At 26.1% G+C, this 18911-nt stretch carries 21 protein-coding genes; 20 read left to right on the top strand and 1 reads right to left on the bottom strand.

The genetic code is table 4. The features are described from left to right. Positions 1–59 precede the first annotated feature (59 nt). The 20 genes from T314_RS0100750 to T314_RS0100655 all read left to right on the top strand — a co-directional run bounded on the left by T314_RS0100750 (position 60) and on the right by T314_RS0100655 (position 18236). Positions 60–329, top strand: a complete 270-nt coding sequence (locus T314_RS0100750; protein WP_011183463.1) for an HPr family phosphocarrier protein — start codon at positions 60–62, stop codon at positions 327–329. 75 nt (positions 330–404) lie between these two features. Beyond that, positions 405–1397: a CPBP family intramembrane glutamic endopeptidase gene (locus tag T314_RS0100745; RefSeq protein WP_029511753.1), complete on the top strand. Its 993-nt coding sequence runs from the start codon at positions 405–407 to the stop codon at positions 1395–1397. After that, positions 1397–2305: an RluA family pseudouridine synthase gene (locus T314_RS0100740; protein ID WP_029511752.1), complete on the top strand. Its 909-nt coding sequence runs from the start codon at positions 1397–1399 to the stop codon at positions 2303–2305. The genes T314_RS0100745 and T314_RS0100740 overlap by 1 nt, the downstream gene beginning before the upstream one ends. 15 nt (positions 2306–2320) lie before the next feature. After that, positions 2321–4381: a hypothetical protein gene (locus tag T314_RS0100735; protein ID WP_029511751.1), complete on the top strand. Its 2061-nt coding sequence runs from the start codon at positions 2321–2323 to the stop codon at positions 4379–4381. Positions 4382–4578: 197 nt separating this feature from the next. Continuing rightward, complete coding sequence (rpsB, locus tag T314_RS0100730; RefSeq protein WP_029511750.1) at positions 4579–5379, top strand: 30S ribosomal protein S2; 801 nt, start codon at positions 4579–4581, stop codon at positions 5377–5379. A 28-nt stretch (positions 5380–5407) separates the two neighbouring features. Further along, on the top strand, positions 5408–6301 hold the full coding sequence (gene tsf / locus T314_RS0100725; RefSeq protein WP_029511749.1) for a translation elongation factor Ts: 894 nt from the start codon (positions 5408–5410) through the stop codon (positions 6299–6301). A 2-nt stretch (positions 6302–6303) separates the two neighbouring features. After that, the gene (locus tag T314_RS0100720) at positions 6304–6864 is read left to right on the top strand and encodes a hypothetical protein (protein ID WP_029511748.1); all 561 of its coding nucleotides are present in this window, start codon (positions 6304–6306) and stop codon (positions 6862–6864) included. A gap of 75 nt (positions 6865–6939) precedes the next feature. Beyond that, positions 6940–7656, top strand: coding sequence for a UMP kinase (gene pyrH / locus T314_RS0100715; protein WP_023026088.1), 717 nt, complete (start codon positions 6940–6942; stop codon positions 7654–7656). 11 nt (positions 7657–7667) lie between these two features. Then, positions 7668–8213, top strand: a complete 546-nt coding sequence (gene frr, locus T314_RS0100710; protein WP_011183453.1) for a ribosome recycling factor — start codon at positions 7668–7670, stop codon at positions 8211–8213. A 52-nt stretch (positions 8214–8265) separates the two neighbouring features. Then, positions 8266–9927, top strand: coding sequence for an arginine--tRNA ligase (argS, locus tag T314_RS0100705; RefSeq protein ID WP_029511747.1), 1662 nt, complete (start codon positions 8266–8268; stop codon positions 9925–9927). 1 nt (position 9928) lies between these two features. Further along, a complete protein-coding gene (locus tag T314_RS0100700) occupies positions 9929–11413 on the top strand; it encodes an MFS cation transporter (protein ID WP_029511746.1) in 1485 nt (494 codons plus the stop codon). A gap of 9 nt (positions 11414–11422) precedes the next feature. Beyond that, positions 11423–11992 (top strand): hypothetical protein, encoded by a 570-nt coding sequence (locus tag T314_RS0100695; RefSeq protein ID WP_029511745.1) that lies wholly within the window; start codon positions 11423–11425, stop codon positions 11990–11992. 17 nt (positions 11993–12009) lie between these two features. After that, a complete protein-coding gene (locus tag T314_RS0100690) occupies positions 12010–12849 on the top strand; it encodes a hypothetical protein (protein WP_029511744.1) in 840 nt (279 codons plus the stop codon). 51 nt (positions 12850–12900) lie between these two features. Next, positions 12901–13734, top strand: a complete 834-nt coding sequence (locus T314_RS0100685) for a segregation and condensation protein A (protein ID WP_029511743.1) — start codon at positions 12901–12903, stop codon at positions 13732–13734. Further along, positions 13727–14356, top strand: a complete 630-nt coding sequence (scpB, locus tag T314_RS0100680; protein WP_029511742.1) for an SMC-Scp complex subunit ScpB — start codon at positions 13727–13729, stop codon at positions 14354–14356. Before T314_RS0100685 ends, scpB begins: the two co-directional genes overlap by 8 nt. Continuing rightward, on the top strand, positions 14356–15111 hold the full coding sequence (locus T314_RS0100675; protein ID WP_011183446.1) for a pseudouridine synthase: 756 nt from the start codon (positions 14356–14358) through the stop codon (positions 15109–15111). Before scpB ends, T314_RS0100675 begins: the two co-directional genes overlap by 1 nt. A gap of 13 nt (positions 15112–15124) precedes the next feature. Then, positions 15125–15745, top strand: a complete 621-nt coding sequence (locus T314_RS0100670) for a deoxynucleoside kinase (RefSeq protein ID WP_029511741.1) — start codon at positions 15125–15127, stop codon at positions 15743–15745. Position 15746: 1 nt separating this feature from the next. After that, complete coding sequence (locus T314_RS0100665; protein WP_011183444.1) at positions 15747–16460, top strand: YebC/PmpR family DNA-binding transcriptional regulator; 714 nt, start codon at positions 15747–15749, stop codon at positions 16458–16460. A gap of 62 nt (positions 16461–16522) precedes the next feature. Next, positions 16523–17383, top strand: a complete 861-nt coding sequence (locus T314_RS03870) for an HNH endonuclease (RefSeq protein WP_051612864.1) — start codon at positions 16523–16525, stop codon at positions 17381–17383. 58 nt (positions 17384–17441) lie between these two features. Further along, positions 17442–18236, top strand: coding sequence for a hypothetical protein (locus tag T314_RS0100655; RefSeq protein ID WP_029511740.1), 795 nt, complete (start codon positions 17442–17444; stop codon positions 18234–18236). Between the two features lie 56 nt (positions 18237–18292). On the opposite strand, the gene T314_RS0100650 is transcribed toward T314_RS0100655, so the two are convergent. Further along, positions 18293–18856, bottom strand: coding sequence for an inorganic diphosphatase (locus tag T314_RS0100650; protein ID WP_029511739.1), 564 nt, complete (start codon positions 18854–18856; stop codon positions 18293–18295). Positions 18857–18911 lie beyond the last annotated feature (55 nt).

The following is an 18911-nucleotide window of genomic DNA, read 5'->3' as shown; positions in this document are numbered from 1 at the left end:
AATGGTATCAACTTATTGATATAATAATTAAGTATTAAAAAATACAGGAGGAAAATTAAATGGCACAATTTACAGCAGTTATAACTGACAAAATTGGATTACACGCAAGACCAGCTACTGCAATTATTTCAGCAGCTTCAAAATATGGTTCAGACATTCAAATCGTTTCAGGAAGTAAATCAGGAAACTTAAGATCAATAATGAACATCTTATCAATGCAAATTAAAAATGGTGATGAAATTACTATTATTGCTGATGGTAGTGATGCTGAAGAAGCAGTTGCTGGTATTAAAGAAGCAATGATCGCTGCAGCATTAATTGAAGGTTAAAACAAAATTAATGAAAATTGCTTATAGCAATTTTTTTATATGCTTTAATTAATTAGACAAGAAAAAAGGAGAAACATGAAATTAATAATTAATAAACTTAAAAATTTTATGAAATCATCAACAAACAAAATGAGATTTCAAGATCAATTACCAGAAGAAGTTAAATTCAAATTTAATGTTTTTAATCCTTTGGTTGATGGAATCATATTCGCAACTTCTGTTCTATTTGTGCCATTAATAGTTCTTATAATATTAAAATTTACAATAAACGCAAATACAGAAGAAGAGACACAAAGTATTATAAATCTTGTGTTTGTTTCAGTTCAAATATTTTGTTCTGCAATCGGTTGCTTTGTTTTATATAAAAGAGACAATGAACTTTTTACAAGAACCAATGCTTTTGGTATTTATGCTTTTATAGTATTGCCTTTCTTATTTGTAATAATTTTAGGTTCGTTATTTTTAGCTTTATCTGGTTGAAACAGTAAAAATAATCAGGTAGCAACTCAATTTGTATCAATGACACTACAAATAATTGCAGAAGTTGTTGTAGGAATAATATTATTTATTAAAGTGCCATTTTTAAAAGATAGAATTTTTTTAACTTTGAAAAAAGAATGGAAGAAAGTAATAGTAGTAGTTTTAATAATGACAATCGCTTTATTCGGTGTATCATTTGGATTAAGTTTTATTGAAATAGAAACAATAAATCAAAATGCACTTAATGAAATTTATAAAAACTCTTCAATTACAGTTAAGATATTTTATTCAATTTTATTATTTATTTTTAGTGTTGTTGTTGCACCATTAGTTGAAGAACTAGCATTTAGAGATTCAATTTTTACAGGAGTTGGTAATAAGTGATTTGCAATGATCATTTCATCATTAGCTTTTGCTATGGTACATGTAGGTATGGGAGATGTTCAAAACATTTACATATATTTAATTCCATCAATTATATTATCAGCAACTTTTATTTACACAGAAGGTAATGTAACCTATTCATGATTAGTTCATTTAGGATCAAACCTTATAACATTTATTTTAATGATCGCAGGGAGAAACTAATGAATACATTTAAAGCAAATCAAAATGATGATAATCAGTCATTATTTAAATTTTTAAAAAAGAATTATAAAACAACACCTCTATCAGTTATTTACAAATGACTAAGAAAAGGTGACATTAAAATTAATGGAAAAAGAATTAAGGATAAAGATTATTTAATTAAAGCTAATGATGAAATTATTGTTTATGACAATAACAAACCAGTTTTAAGAGATGATTTTAAAAAAATCACAAATTATGACATTGATGTTATATATGAAGATTCAAATCTTTTAATTGTTAAAAAACCTTATAATCTTGAAGTTCATTCTCCAGTAAAAACAAGTATGGATGATATTGTTAAGAATTATTTATTTGACACAAAACAATATAACCCTAGTGAAGAAAATTCATACGTTATAAGTCATATTCATAGATTAGATAAATTAACATCTGGACTAATTATGTATGCAAAAAATAAACAAACACATGACATTATGGTGGAAGCAATTCAAGATAAAGAAAAAATTGAAAAATACTATCGTTGTAGAATTGATGTTCCGGTTACAGAAAGTTTAATTGCTAAGGGATGAATTAAATATGATCCAGTAATTCAAAAATCAGTATTTAGTGAAGAATTTAAAAGTGATTATAAAGAAGCTACAACAATATTTAATGTTGTTAGTTTAGATGTAACTAATGAACAAACTGAACTTGAAGTTCAAATATTAACAGGAAGAAAGCATCAAATTAGAGCTACTCTCGAATATTATGGTGCTTCAATTATCAATGATTCTAGATATTCTGGAACAATAATAAACAATGAAAAAATGATTTTTTTATTTGCTAATAAATTAGTGTTCAATGGTTTCGAAGGAAATTTAGAAAATCTAAATGGTAAAATTATAGAAATAGAACCAACCTGATAAAAAGGAGGTGGAGAAATGCAACATGAAGCTACAAATGCAACAGAAAACATAGTTATAAAGACGTCAGCTAGAACTAGTGTTTGAAGTGCACTAGTTGGGGTTGCCATTTCTTTAACAAATACTATTATTCAAATTCTTATGATTTATTGAATTTTGAGTGCTTATGGTACTGAATTTAATGGGTTCGTAAGAATATCAATGTCAGTTGCTATTATTGGTGGTACATGTGAAGGTGCCTTAGGGGTAACTACAGTTATTTTAATGGCAAAACCAATTATGGAAAAAGATTGAATTACTGCAAATGAATCTTTTTCAACAGCAAAAAGAAAATATCGTAATAAATTATGAAGAGGATTAATTTTTGTAACTTTAATTTCAATTTTATATCCTCTTGAAATTGCTTTAGCTCCACATTTCTTACAGGGAGATCCAATCACAACAAGTATTACAGGACCAATTATTAAAGATGGAATGGATCCTATTACAATACACTTATGAGAATTAGGTTTTGTTTGTTTCTTTTTTGGATTCAAACAAGTTGTTAGTTCTTCTATTTTTGGTATTTATGAAAACGTCCTTGAAGCTGATAAACAAAACTATTTAAGAAGAGCAATTATTTTGTTTACTGATGTAATTGTATATATGTTAATTATTTCATTACTAAGTTATATTAATTTTAAAGGAACACATATTAGTCCTGTTTTAGTTTTCTTGCCCATTGTTATTTATCCTTTTATTCGTGGATTTATGATTATGGTATATGTTAAAAGAAAATACCCATGAATTAAATTTTATGCAGATTTTAATGATCATAATTTAGTGAGAAAATCATCAAAACTTTTCTTTTCTTCATTAGGAATAAATACTTTAATGAATGCAGACATCATTATTCTTCTTATTGTTTTAGGAGCTTCTGGTCTTAAAACAACATCTATGTTATCTATTTATATGATAGTAGGTATTAACATAAGAATTATTATGTTAAATTTCATTGTTTCTTTTAGAGAGTACTTTATATCTCAAATTTTAAGAGAAGGAAGAATAGAATGAAAAACGTATACAAACTATGAACTTTATACATATATTGTTGCTGCATTTAGTTTTGTTATGATTTCGATTCTTACACCATTTGTTGCAACTGGATTATTTGGAAATGTTATTGCAAAAGATTTTGATGGAACAGAGGCTAGTGCTATATATCAAGCAGAAGCTTTAAAATATATATTTTCTGGACAAGAATTTTCAATATTATTTGGCTTATCTACAAGTGCCATTATTATAGTACAAGGTCAGTATGTTTTAGTTCAAGCTAAAGGTATTGAGAAAAGAACAACTAAATGATTAAACTTGATCGCAACTTGATATGTAGTAACAGAAGCTATAACTTTACTTCTACTTTACCTTTTTGCCTTTAATTCTGGAAATAAAACTAATTGAATACCTCACATGATTAGATATTTTTACATAATTAAATTGATATTTATGATGATTGCTTACTTCTTCTTGTGGTCATTTACTTGAACACACATAACTTACAATTCTTCATTAAAAAATGTAATACCAAACTTTATATTCTTATTAGTTCCAGTTATTTCAACATCTCTATTTATAAATTATGGATTAAGCCAATTTGCTTTAATAAAAATAAATATTGCAACTACTGAAGCTGGTACAACAAGTGTTATTGTGGATTCAATTTCAATTCCAACAATTATTAGTGTACTTGCTATTACAGGAATTACAAGTTTACCAATTTGTATTATATTGCCTTTAATATTCAGGCCAAAAATTGGTTTAAATATTATTGTTAACTTACCGATTGTTAAACAAATTATTCAAAAAAATAGTAGTAAATTAAAAATTGCTAGGTTCATTGATGCTGGTATTAATGCTGAAGAAGAATCAAATCAAAATGATCAAATAATGAAATCTTTATACGATCAAATAGAAGAAAATAATGAAATAATCAATGATGAAAATTATTTTGAAAAAAGATATAAATATAAAAATACACCAAAAGTTTATACATTAAAAGCTAGTGAAACAACCGTTGCAAAAGGTAAAACTAAAAAATAACATTAATTCTTAAATCTAAGCCCTTTAAAAATTGGGCTTTTTTTGCTATAATTTTTAAAGTTGATTATTTAACAAAAAATATAGATATTCAATCACAAGTGAGAATTCATTTACCGAGTGCCCGAATTAGTAAAAGGGTGGTTAGTGTTCGAATCGCTTGGAAGCCTAACAAATACAAAAAAAGAAGGAGTACAAAAATGGCATACAAAGAAGTAACAAGAGATGAGTTATCTGCTGCTGGTGTTCAATACGGTCACCAAACAAAAAGATGAAATCCAAAAATGGCACCATTTATTTATGGGTCAAAATCAAAAAACCACGTAATTGATTTAGAAAAAACTTTAATTCAATTAAGACAAGCTGAAAAATTAGTTCAATCAATCGGAGCTAAAGGTGAAAAAGTTTTATTCGTAGGAACAAGACGTTCAGCTAAATTAGCTGTTAAAGAAGCTGCATTAAGATCAGGAAACTATTATGTTAACCAAAGATGATTAGGTGGAACTTTAACTAACTTCAAAACAATCGTGAAAAGAATTAAAGCTTTATGAGAAATTGAAGAATCAGAAAAAAATGGACAATTAGCTTTAAGAACTAAAAAAGAACAAATCTTAATTTTAAAAGAAAAAGCTAACTTAGAAAAATCATTAGGTGGAATCAAACAAATGCGTAAATTACCTGCTGCATTAATTGTTGTAGATCCTAAATCAGATGAAATTGCTGTTAAAGAAGCAATTAAATTAAATATTCCAGTTATCGGATTATGTGATACTAATGTTGATCCAGATATCGTAACTTTACCAATTCCTGCAAATGATGATTTACAAGAATCAGTAAACATTATGATCAACGCTTTAGTTGATGCATTCGCTGATGGAGCTAACTTAAAATTAGCACCTTCAGTTTTAAAAACAGTTGTTGTTAAACGTGAAAGAACAGAAGGCGAAAACAACTACTCAAACAACAGAAACTGAAATAGACCTGAAAGAACAAATAACTAATAAATAAAATTAAAAGGAGAAAACACATATGGCTGTAAACGCACAATTAATTAAAGAATTAAGAGAAATTACACAAGCTGGTATGATGGACTGTAAAAAAGCTTTAGAAGCAACTGATGGAAATATCGAAGATGCTATCGTTTGATTAAGAGAAAACGGATTAGCTAAAGCTGCTAAAAAATCAGACCGTGTAGCTGCTGAAGGTGTAGCTTTAGCTAAAGAAGACGACAAAAAAGTTGTTATTCTTGAAGTTAACTCAGAAACTGATTTCGTTGCACAAAACGAAAAATTTATAAATTTAATCGATGAAATTGCTAATGTATTATTAGCTTCAAATGCTAAAACTTTAGAAGAAGGTTTAGCATTAAAAACAAACTCTGGAGAAACAATTGAACAAGTTTTAGTTAGTGCCACAGCAACAATTGGAGAAAAAATTCAATTAAGAAGATTTACTTTAATTGCAAAAGAAGCTGGAAACACAACTACTTTATACAATCACGCAAACAAAAGAGTTTCAGTTGCATTAAACTTTAAAGGAACACTTGATTCAACAGATGCATACAACTTAGCTATGCACGTTGCTGCAATGAGTCCACAATACAAAAGCATGGATGAAATTCCTGCTGAGTTTAAAGAATCAGAATTTAGCATCATTAAAGCTGAAGCTAAAGAAGATCCAAAATTACAAGGTAAACCAGAAAATGTTTTAGAAAACATTTTAAAAGGAAAATTATCAAAACGTTTATCAGAAATTAGTTTAGTAGACCAACAATATGTTGTTGATGAAAGTTTCAAAGTAGGTCAATTCTTAGAATCTAAAAAAGTAACTTTAATTGACATGGTTAGATATGAAGTTGGAGAAGGAATTGAAAAAGTAGTTACTGACTTTGCAAGTGAAGTAGCTGCTCAATTAGGTAACTAGTTATGAGTTCAAAATTTTTAATTATGAGTATCGTGTTAATTGGAGTTTCATTACTTTTATTATTAACACTAGCATTTTATTACTACCAATTTATAAAACTTGATACTAAGTCAAAAAAATATGGTTTAGTTTTACCTATTGTAACTGTTTCATTAATTTCAATAAGTGAAATTATGGGAATTGTAACAGCTATAATTTACAAACCTGATATTTTAAATGCAAATACAGGTGCTATAGTAACAACAGTTATAGGAATGATTTTCATTGCTGCTTCAGTAATTGCTTTATTCTTTTTCATACCACACTTTGGTGTTGCGTTAACAAAAGATTCAGTTAATTTAATTGGAGAAAAAATTGACAATAAAAATATTGTTAAAATTATAAAAGACACTAGAACTGAAAATATTTATGTTTTTTACAAACAAGGTAAAAGAGTTACAAAAAAAGTTAAATTTAGTACAAAAATGGTTGATGCTTCATTCTTTGATGAAAAAATGACAGGTATCAAAGTTGATACTGAAGATGCATTAGCATATCATAATAAAACAATTAGAAATAAATAGTTTAAAGCATTCTTAGGAGTGCTTTTTTTATTGTCTATTTTGGGTATAATAAATAAGATGAATGAGGTATTTAATATGAAATATAAATATAGTACAGTTTTATTAAAACTGAGTGGTGAAGCTTTAAAAAGCGAAAATGAAATTTACAACAAAGAAAAATTAGAAGACATTGCTAAACAAATTGTTGAGTTAGCAAAAAATGGTTTGAAATTAGGGATCGTTATTGGTGGAGGAAATATCTGAAGAGGTAAACTTGGAACTGATATTGATATGCCACAAATTAATGCTGACTACATGGGGATGTTAGCAACTGTTATGAATGGTTTAGCACTTGAATCAACTATCAAAAGATTAGGATATGACAAAGTTAATGTTTATTCTTCTTTACCAATTGAAACAGTTACTGATGATTACAACTTTAAAAGGGCCCGACTAAAAATGAATGAAGGTTACATTTCAATTTTTGTTGGTGGTACAGGGTTCTCTTACTTTACAACAGATACTAATTCAGTAATACGTGCAATCGAAATTGATGCTGATGCAGTATTGATGGCAAAAAATGGAGTAAAAGGAGTTTATGACTCAGATCCAAATTTAAATCCGAATGCAAAATTTTATAAAAAATTAACTCATCGTGAAATAGCTGAAAATCAATTACGCGTAATGGATTTAACAGCTGCAACATTGGCTAAGGATGCAAAACTTCCAATTGAAGTATTTGACATGCAAGGGCAAAACAACATAATTAAGGTTATGGAAGGTTCATTAGAATCAACAATAATAGAAGAATAGAGGAAAAAATAATGGATGAAATTTTATTAATAGCAGAGCAACAAATGGAAGATACTGTTGTTGCTTGACAAGAACATATAAAAACAATTAGAACAGGTAGAGCAAGTGCTACAATGTTAGACAAAGTTATGGTTAATTACTATGGAACACCAACTCCAGTTAATCAAACTGCTCAAATATCAACACCTGAACCACAATTGTTAGTAATCAAACCTTGAGACAAAACTTTAATTCAAGAAGTGGTTGCAGCAATTAATAAATCAGATTTAAATTTAAATCCAGTTTCTGATGCTGAGGTTGTAAGAATCAACATACCAGCTTTAACAGAAGAAATTAGAAAAGATTTAGTTAAAAAAATGAATAAAGAATTAGAAAACTTTAAAGTACGTATTAGAAATATTCGTAGAGATTCAATCGATACAGCTAAAAAAGATAAATCAATAAGTGAAGACGTTGTTAAAGGTATTGAAACAGATATTCAAAAATTAACAGACTCAAGTATTAAACAATTAGACGAAATATCAAAAGTTAAAGAAAAAGAATTAATGGCAATATAGATTAAAACATTTGTATAACAAATGTTTTTTCCTTAGAAGGTGGGAATAAAAAATGGAAAACATAATTAGCATAGTCAAAAAAGACTTAAAAGAAATTGCGCAAAAATTTAATATATCAAAAGACCCAATTGTTGAAATTAACAAAAATAATATTGACAGTCATTTTTCTTCAACTCTTGCTTTAATGAGCGCAAAAGAGTTGAAACAAAATCCTGTTCAATTAGCAGAAAATATTAAACATGAATTATTACAAAAAGATTACTATGACCAAATAGAAATTGCTGGACCAGGTTTTATTAATATTAAATTAAAAACAGAATTACTTTCAACAACAATTAAAAATATTACAACTTTAAAAGAAGCATACGGTAAAAATGAAAATAAGAATAAAATTATTAATATTGAATACGTATCAGCTAACCCAACTGGATTTTTACACGTAGGTCATGCAAGAAATGCGGTAACAGGATCAGTATTAGAAGAGGTTTTAAAATTTGATGGTTATGAAGTTCAGACTGAATTCTACACAAACGATGCTGGTAATCAAATAAATATTTTAGCAGTTACTGTTTTTGTTCATTATCTTTGAGCTTTAGGAATTGAAGCAGAAAAACCTGCTAATACTTATGGTGGAACATTTTATGATGATTTAGCAAATATAATGATTCAAAAATATGGTGATAAATTTAAAAATTTAACTTTTACTGAAACAGCTATTTCAGATGATGAAACTCACCAAATTTTTAGAAAAGAAGCAGTTCAACATTTCTTAGCTGAAATCAAACAACAGTTAAAAGATTTTGGTGTAGTTATTGATCATTATTCAAGTGAGCAAGAAATGTATGATACAAATCAAATTGAAAAACTTTTAGAAGAATATAAAGAAAAAAATGCTACTTATGAAGCAGATGGAGCTTTATGATTGAAAACAACTGAATTTGGGGATGACAAAGATCGTGTTCTTGTTAAAAAAGACGGATCACTAACTTATATTGTTCCTGACTTAGCTACTCACAATATTAGAATTGAAAGAACTAATGCAGATGTTTTGATTAACATCTGAGGTGGAGATCACCACGGATATATTCCTAGAATGAGAGCAGGACTACAACTTTTAGGACATAATCCTGACATTTTAGAAATTGAAATGGTTCAAATGGTAAGACTTATTAAAGATGGCCAAGAATACAAAATGAGTAAAAGAAAAGGTACTGCTGTTTGATTAGTTGATATTATGGAAATGGTTGGAAAAGATGCTTTAAGATATATGTTAGCTTCTAAATCAAGTAGTTCACACATGGATTTAGATTTAGATTTAGTTCAACAAAAAAATGCAACAAACCCTGTTTACTATGCTCAATATGCAACAGCAAGATGTCATTCAATTTTAAACCAAGCTGAACAAAAAAATATAAAAGCAAATTTAAACGTATCTAACTTATTATCAAACAAAAAAGAAGTTGAATTATTGTTAACATTAGACAACTTCAATCAAGTAATCCAAATGTCTGCAAAAAATAGAGCGCCTCAATTAATATGTGAATACATTCAAACTGTATGTAAACAATTCCATTCATACTATGCTGATACAAAAATCCTTGATGAAAATGATGTGCCAACAAGTGAAGCAAGATTGGGATTAGTATTGTCTGTTTTACAAGTATTGACTAATGCATTTACTATCATTGGTGTTAGTGCTTTAGAAACAATGTAACATGAATAATTGAGATTTAATTATTGTTGTTCCTTTTGTAATTGTTTTAGGTTTTTTATTCTTATACTTCATTTACAAAAAACTTAATTTTGAAAAAAAATTATTTTGATTTTATATGCAGACTTTAATTGTATGAGTTATGAATGCTATTTTGATACAAGAAAATTCAAACATTTTAACTGATACTTTTCATAACACACCACCAGCCATAATTGTTGTATTGCTATTATTTGGTAGTTCAATTTTGTTTGCTATTTTAATGAAACCACTAGCAACTTGAATAACAGGAAAAATTAGAAGTAGAAATATATGAATAAGATCTTCAATTGTTGCGTCAATTGTCGCTTCAATGCTTTTATTGATTCCATTAAATGACAGTGCTTGATTTAAATTTATTATTATTTTGCAAGCCATTATATTGGCCATAAGCATTTCTTCACAAAGTTTATACTTTTTATATTTAAATGAGCAAAAATACAATAGATTATTTGCATTAAAAGTTTCTTTCTCAGTTGGGTTTGTTATAACATTTGCAACATTTATTGGTAATTGAATAATAAGTTTAAATAACTTCATAACTGATAAACTTATTATTTTAAATGTTTTTGTAATTATCTGTCTATTATTTTCTTTATTAATAAGCTTTAAAATTGGAACAGAAAATAAAAATAAAATTGGTGAATTTAGATTAGTTTTAAAAGAGGAATTAATAAAATACTCTAAATCAACTTTGGTAAAATTAATTATTTTAACTTTATTATTGGGTATCATTTATGGTTTTGTTCAGTCACCAATATTTAGAATGTATTTTGTAACAAATTCAAAAATAAATAATAATGATGTTGAATGATTATCAACTTTAGATAGAAAATACCAAGCATTATTTATATTTGGACAATTTGCAATAGGTTATACATTGTATAAAATTTTATTACCAAAGATTGGAGTTAAAAATCTAATTTATGGTCTAATTGTAATCTCAGGAATAGCATTATTAATTAGTACATTTATTATTAATCCTGCTTGAATGGTTATTTCTAATTTAATATTTGGTTCTTCGTATTTTGTATTATTTTACATGTGATTTGGATTCGCAATTATGTGAAACTATAGAGCATCAAAAGGTGTTCCAGTAACAGGATTTATTGCCTCAGCATTACTTGCTGGTCAATTCTTGGTTATTTTTGTTTTCAATTCAATTATTTATACTAAATCAGGTTTATTTACTTACCAATCAATTGAAGCAATAATTGCAGAAACAAATATAGATAATATTATTGCTTTTGAGAATAATTTAAAAATTGTTATTAGAATAACTGCAGCAGCTTTATTCTTTATAAATAGTATTTATTTATTTTTAACAGTTATTTGAATTGATCAAGTTATTGCAGAATTTGTTGATTACGCAAATATTAAACATATTTTTTCCGAGTATGAAAAACAATCAGTTGAAAGAAAAATTAATTCAAGAATAGTTACAGAATAAGAGGATTATATGAAAAATAATTTTGAAAAAATTAATGATATTAAAATAGATGAAAATTTAAATAATAAAGTATTTCGTGATTTTATAAAATATTTTGAAAGTGAAAATAAAATTACAATAAGCAAATCACTTTGCAAAAAGTTTGAAGAAGTAGTTAGTAAAATAGCTTCATATAATAATCATAAATTTGTTAAGCCTTCTGATTTATTTGGTATGTTGTTTATTGAACAAGAAGAAATAGATGATTTTGAAAATAAATTTTATGAGTCAATTAAACAAACAATGTTTAAAGAAGTTATAACTTATAAAAATTTAAATTCTGATATTAAAGATGATTTTGAAGTTAAATACAACAACAAAACTTTAACTTTAGAAGAAAAACAACATGCGGCTAAATTAGCTGAATGAATAAGAAAACAAGTTATTATTTTTTCAGATGAAAAAATAATAGAACATAATGAACAGTTAGACAATAAAATAACTGGTGAAATGATTAAATCATTTTTTAAAGAACAAAATGAAATATTCATTAGAATTTATAAATGACATGCAAATGCATTTGAAATAATTAGTAATTAAAAGAAAGGAGAAATTTTATGAATGAATTAAAATTAATTGATTATTCAGAAAAAATAAAACAATTAATTAAAATTGTTAAGAATAAAAGAATTAAGCAGTCTGAAGCTGATGATATTTTATTTTTTATTGCAAATATGATTGATGAAGTGATTTTAAAAGATTCAACAATTTCTCATAGACTTAACACTAATTTGGTTAAAAATAATAGAATTTTAGATATTGATATTAAACCAAGTAAAAAAGTTGTTTCAACAAAAGACACACATGAATTTTTATATCTTTTAAAAACTCTGCTTTCTTTAATGACAATTAAAAATTACTTTTTTGATTTTTATATTTATTCTGAAATAAAAATGATTGTTAACTATTACATTAATAAATCTTCTAAAAGCAAATCATATGATAGTGTCAATGAGAGATTTGCAATTAATGAACTAGAATTTCATGATCAATTGGTTATGTATAAATATTTATATTCAATTTTTGATAAGTTAATGTTTATTAATGTATTTTTTGTCGATAAATATAATTTAAAAAGCATTGATGTTAAAAGTAATTTTATTTTTACAAAAGATTTTGATTCAGTATCAATGCCACTATTCAAAACAACAGTTAGAAAATTAGCTTTTGCAGATTATTTAAAAATATTAAATAAATCAGTTTCATTCCATTACATAAGAAAATTAAGAAACAATCTAGAACATTCTTTTACAGATCCAAAATCAAAATATAATATAGCATTAGAAACAGAACTATTATTCATTTTAGTTGCTCGAACATTAATTCAAATGCATAGAGATTTGAAAAACGATGACGAATTACTAAAATTAATAAAATTAAATCAAGTTAATAAATAGGAAAAAGGATTTTATTTATTATAAAATAGTAAATAAACAAGGAGAAATAACATGCAACATTGAGACGAATTAAATATTTCCAATTTCTCAGGTCCTTTAGACCTATTGTGAAATATGGTTAAAGATAAAAAGATTGATATCTTTGAAATTAATTTAAGTGAAATAATTGATCAATATTTAAAATATATTGAAGGGCAACAAAAATTAGATATTGAATTAGCTAGTGAATATTTAGTTTTAGCAGCTCAAATGATTGAAATGAAATCAAGAATATTACTTCCAAAAGATGAAGATGATTCTGAAGATGAATTGATGTTTGAGGATTTATTGGAACAAATTAATCAATATGGACAAATTAAAGAAGTTAGTGAATATTTCTATAATAAACAAGAAGAATATTTAAAGACTTTTTCAAAACCAAAAACAAAAAAATCATTTATTCAATCTATTGCAGATAGAAATGATGAACTAATGGTAAACCCACTTGACATTGGTATTGATGAATTTGCTGAAATATTCCAATCAATTTTACAAAGAGCTCAAAACTTTGATGAAGATTTTGAGTATGATGAAAATATGTTGTTAGAAGATGCTTATGCACCTATCCAAAATGAAATTATTTCTCCACAAGTAATTGCAAGATCAATTGTTGATGTTATGAAAACAAATAAACATAAAGAGTGAAGACTTGAAGAAGTTATCACTGGATATGAATTAAACTTAATTAATTTAATTTCAACTTTTTTAGCTGTACTAGATATGGTAAGACATCAAGTTGCTGTTATTAATCAAAAGAATGATACATTAGAATTTAGATTCACATCTGAAGCTTTAGCTGATGAATCTGTATTAAGAAGAATAGAAGAGGTAGAAGAATATGAATAGCAATATTAAAGCAATAGTTGAGGGTTTATTATTCGTATATGGTGATGATGGTATTAGTTTACTAGACTTACAAAATGTACTTGAAGATGTTAGACCAGTTACAATTCAAGAAGCTATATTAGAATTAGAAAAAAAATATTCTTCAGATCCTGATTGTGCTTTTTCAATTCAAAAATTTGGAAAAAATAAATATAGATTACAAACTAAACCAGAACTACATGAATACTTTGCTAAATTAGAATTAGAAGTAAATAATTCAAGATTATCAAATTCAAGTATTGAAGTTTTATCAATTATTGTTTATAAAGGCCCAATTTCAAAACATGATATTGAGTTGATAAGACAAGCAGAATGTTCATATCAAATTTATAGATTAAGACAAAAAAAATTAATTAAAGCAATTGGTAAAACTTCAACAGGTGCAAATCTTTATACAATCACAGATAACTTCTTTAAATTATTTAATATAACAGGTGGATTTGAAGCTTTACCTCAAATAGATTTTGCTTCATATAAAAATCAAGATGAAGAAAACGATTTTGAAGAAGAAATCAAAGTTACTGAAGAAATGATCTCAGAAGAAGATGTTTTTGAGGAAGATGACTCAGAAGGAATGTTTTAATGGAAAGATTGCAGAAAATAATTTCAGCTAGAGGTGTTACTTCGAGAAGGAACGCTGAAAAATTAATAGTTGAGGGTAAAGTTAAAGTAAATGGTGTAGTTATCACCGAGCTTGGCTTTAAAACAAGTACTGATGCTGATATTGAAGTTAATGGTAAACAAACAACTAAGAACAATGAAAAGTTTTATTATTTATTTAATAAACCAAGACTTGTTTTAACAACAATGTATGATCCTAAACAACGTAAAACAGTTGCAGATTATTTTAAAGATGTACCAACTAGAGTTTATCCTGTTGGAAGACTTGATTATGATGTTAGTGGCTTAATTATAATGACTAATGATGGTGAATTTGCAAATTTTGTGATGCACCCAAGATATGAATTCTTTAAAACTTATCAAGGTTTATGTAAAGGTAAGGTTTCAAAACAACAAGTTAACCAATTACTTAAAGGTGTAAAAATTGAGGATGATTATTTTACAAAAGCAATACAAGCAGAATTATTAAATTATGACCAAGAAAAAGATCAATCAATTATTGAAATGACAATTGCAGAAGGTAAAAAACACCACGTTAAACAAATGTTTTCAGCTATTGAAGCTAATTTAATGAAATTAAAAAGAACTAAAATTGAATTTTTAGAAGTTGATGATTTAGAAGTTGGAAGATATAGAGAATTAAAACCTCATGAGGTTAAAAAATTCTATGGAATTTATCAATCAACAAAAAGAAAAGAAGACTTAAAAATTAAATAAAGAGGTATAAATTATGAAAATAGCAATTTTTGGAACAGTAGGAGCAGGTAAATCATCAATATCACAAGAATTATCAGATAGATTAAATTATGAAATATTTCCTGAGCCAATAGATGAAAACCCCTACTTTGAAGATTATTACAATGATATTAAGGCTTATGCTTTTAGAATGCAAATATTTATGTTAACAGCTAGATCAAAACAATTATTTGCAGCAAAAGATTTAAAAAATAAAATTTTTGACAGAACAATTATTGAAGATCCGATTTTCATGAATGTTGGTCATAAAATGGGAAATGTTAATGACACAGACTACAAAACATATTGTGATTTTTTTCAATATGTTGTATCAGAAAACTTAAGATATCCTAATGATAGATTAAAGTTTGATTTAGTTGTTTACTTAAAGGTTTCAGATGAAACTTCAATTAGAAGAATCAATGAAAGAGGAAGAGCTGCTGAACTAAGTATTGACAAAAGCTATTGAAAAATATTGAATGAATCATACGAAGAATATTATCAAGAACATAAAAATGATTTTCCATTTTTAGTAATTGATGCAAACAATGATAACTTAAACGAAAAAGTTGAAGAAGTTATAAGAAATATAGAAAAAATTAAAAAGGAGTTTTAATATGGGAAGAGCACACGAAGTCCGCGCCGCCTCAATGGCTAAAACAGCTGCAAAAAAATCTGCAGCTAATGGTAGAGCAAGTAAAGAAATTTATATGGCAGCCAAAGCAGGTGGATCTGATCCATCTTCAAACTTAGCATTAAGAGCTTTAATTGATAAAGCTAAATCAAATCAAATTCCAAAAGAAGTTATTGATAGAGCTATCAAAAGAGCAACTGGAGGAGATGCAGAAAACTACGTATCAAATAGATATGAAGGTATGGGTCCAGGAAATACAGCAATCATAGTTGATGCTTTAACAAGTAATGTTAACCGTGCAGCTGCCAATATTAGAGAAGTATTTAATAAAAACCATGGTAATCCTGAAGGAAAAGTTGCTTTCATGTTTGAAGAAGTTTCAATGTTTGCTTTTAAAGGCAAAACAGAAGAAGAAGTACTTGAACAATTAATGATGAGTGAAGTTGATGTAAATGATGTTGAAGTTGAAGAAGACATGATCATTGTTACAGCTCCATATAAATCATTTAATGCAGTTAAACACTCACTTGATGAATTAGGTATTGAAGAATACTTAATGTCAGAAATAAAGTTAATTCCAATAGATGACTATATTGAAGTTTCAGATGCTGAATTAAAACAACAATTACAAACTTTATTGGATAAACTTGATGAATTAGAAGATGTACAAAATGTATATCACAATGCAACTATTTAATTAATAAAATCTTTTTATAACACTTAGGTGTTATTTTTTTTATAATCATTATAGGTGATAATATGGATAACTTATTTATTATAGGGATTTTATTAATAGGTGTTATTTTTATAATCATAATCTCTTTTTTATTTTCTTATAGAAATAAAAAAATAAAAAAACAAATTGTGAAATTGAGTCAAGCGATAAAAAAGAAAAATCAAATTGATTTAAATTTTCAACATAAATTTAAAAAAATAAATAACACAGAGTTAGTACTTTATTTTAATCATTTTAATGGAAAAAGAATGTATGAAAATTTTTCCTTATATAATGCTTGTTATGACTATTTATATGAAAACGAAACAGAAATAAAAAGTATTATTAAGATTATAAAATCTAATATAAATTTTAAAAAAGAATATGAAGAAGAAATAGACAAGTCTTTTGTTCAAACAAATTTAGAAATCGTTTTAGCATCAAAGATAAAAGTTAAAAAATTTTATAAATATGAAAAAGAGATTTATTTTTCTAACTTTATAAATCCAGTTATTGAGTTTAAAATTTATTTATCAAAAGAATATGTAACTCCCGCTGGAAGAAATTCTTACAAAGAAGCTCAAATAAAAAATTTTTATCAAATACTTGAAATATGAGAAACTATAAAAAAAGATAAAATTGTAAAATCTTCAGAAGAATTTAGAAGAAAATATGAAAGAAGCCTTGTTAGTGATAAAGTTCGTATTCAAATTTTTAATAGAGATAATTTAACATGTCAAGTTTGTGGCGATTCAAAGAAAAATAATAATTCTATTGTATTACATATTGACCACAAAGTTCCTATTGCAAAAGGCGGTGATTCAAATTTATCTAATTTATGAACTTTATGTAAAAGATGCAATTTGGGAAAAAGCGATTTAATACTTGAAAATATAATTAATTAATAAAATCTTTTTATAACACTTAGGTGTTATTTTTTTTATAATCATTATAGGTGATAATATGGATAACTTATTTATTATAAATTTAATGTTATTAATAGTTAACTTTATTGTTATGATATCGTTACTATTTTCGGTGTTGTATTTTAATAAGTCATATATAAATTATCAAGTACCAAGAATCAATTCATATAATGATGTTATAAGTTCAAAAGAAATTGAAAGAATTATAGAACAATTTAAAAGAATTTATCATTTAGCAGATTTTGAAATCATTTATGCAGATACAGAAAATTATATTAGTTTATTTAGAAACTTAAATAAAAGTAAAAAACAAATTGTAATATCTAAAAAAATATTTGAATCTGTAGGATATGAAATTGATTATATTATTTCAAGATTGTGAATAGCGTCAAAAATTAATGAAAAAAACGGTTTAATAAGAGGATACAAATGATTGTTAGTAACTATTCCATTTCTATCTTTAGTACTAATGTGTGTTTGTTTATTAATAAATTGTATTTTATTTGGTTATATGAGCGGAAGAACAAGTGAAAACACTGATAAGATTATTCTTTGAATATGAAAAATTCCTATGTTTTCAATATTATTTTTTATAGGATTTATTTCTATGATTATGTCTTATTTCTTTTCATTTAAAGTTAAAGAAGCTATTGAATATAATTACACTGATGAAATTAGTTCATTGGTTAAATTAACTTTAGAAGAATATGTTCAAGATTTCATTAGTGCAAGAACTTATGCTCAAAATATAAAAATAAGTTATTTACCATTAATTAAAAATTCTGAGTTTTGAGAAAATGCTAAATGAGTTGGACCATTTGTTTATATGTAAGAAAGAGGTTAAAAACCTCTTTTTTGTATAAAAAAAACAACTTTAAGTTGTTTAAATTATCCTTGCCCAATTCCTTTTTCTTTTCACTCAGCTAAGATTAAGTCTCTTTCACCAGCTTCAAGTCTGTCTTTGTATTCTACAAATCTTTCTTTACATTCATGTAATTCTTCGATTGCTTCGTCTAAAGTTCCTCAACCGTTAATTTTTACTGATTTTTTTTGTAAAGCTTTGTATTGTAAGAAGAAGTTTTCAATTTCATCACGTAAGTGTTGAGGAACATCTTCTAATTTTTCATAAGAACTAAATCTTGGATCGTCATTGAAAACTCCAAATAATTTAGTATCAATTTCTCCAGCATCAATCATTTTAATTGATCCTAAAATTCTAACACTTACTTGAACACCAGGCATTGTTGGGTATGTACATAAACTAATAACATCTAATGGATCTCCATCTCAGTCTAGTGTATTTTCAACCATTCCATATTCTCCTGGGTAAAAGTTAGCACCATATAAAACTCTATCTAAAATAATTCTTCCAGTTTTTGCATCTACTTCATATTTATTAGAAGAACCTTTAGGAATTTCAACGATCATGTCTAATACATTGTTTTTTGACATATTAATTTCCTCATTTCTTTTTTTATTTTATCTTATATTGTTTTTATTTTTTGAA

It is taken from the genome of Mesoplasma grammopterae ATCC 49580 (assembly GCF_000701525.1).
Taxonomy (GTDB): domain Bacteria; phylum Bacillota_I; class Bacilli_A; order Mycoplasmatales; family Mycoplasmataceae; genus Mesoplasma; species Mesoplasma grammopterae.
Note: the sequence above shows the minus strand (reverse complement) of the source record. Positions and strands in the feature narration are given on the sequence as shown.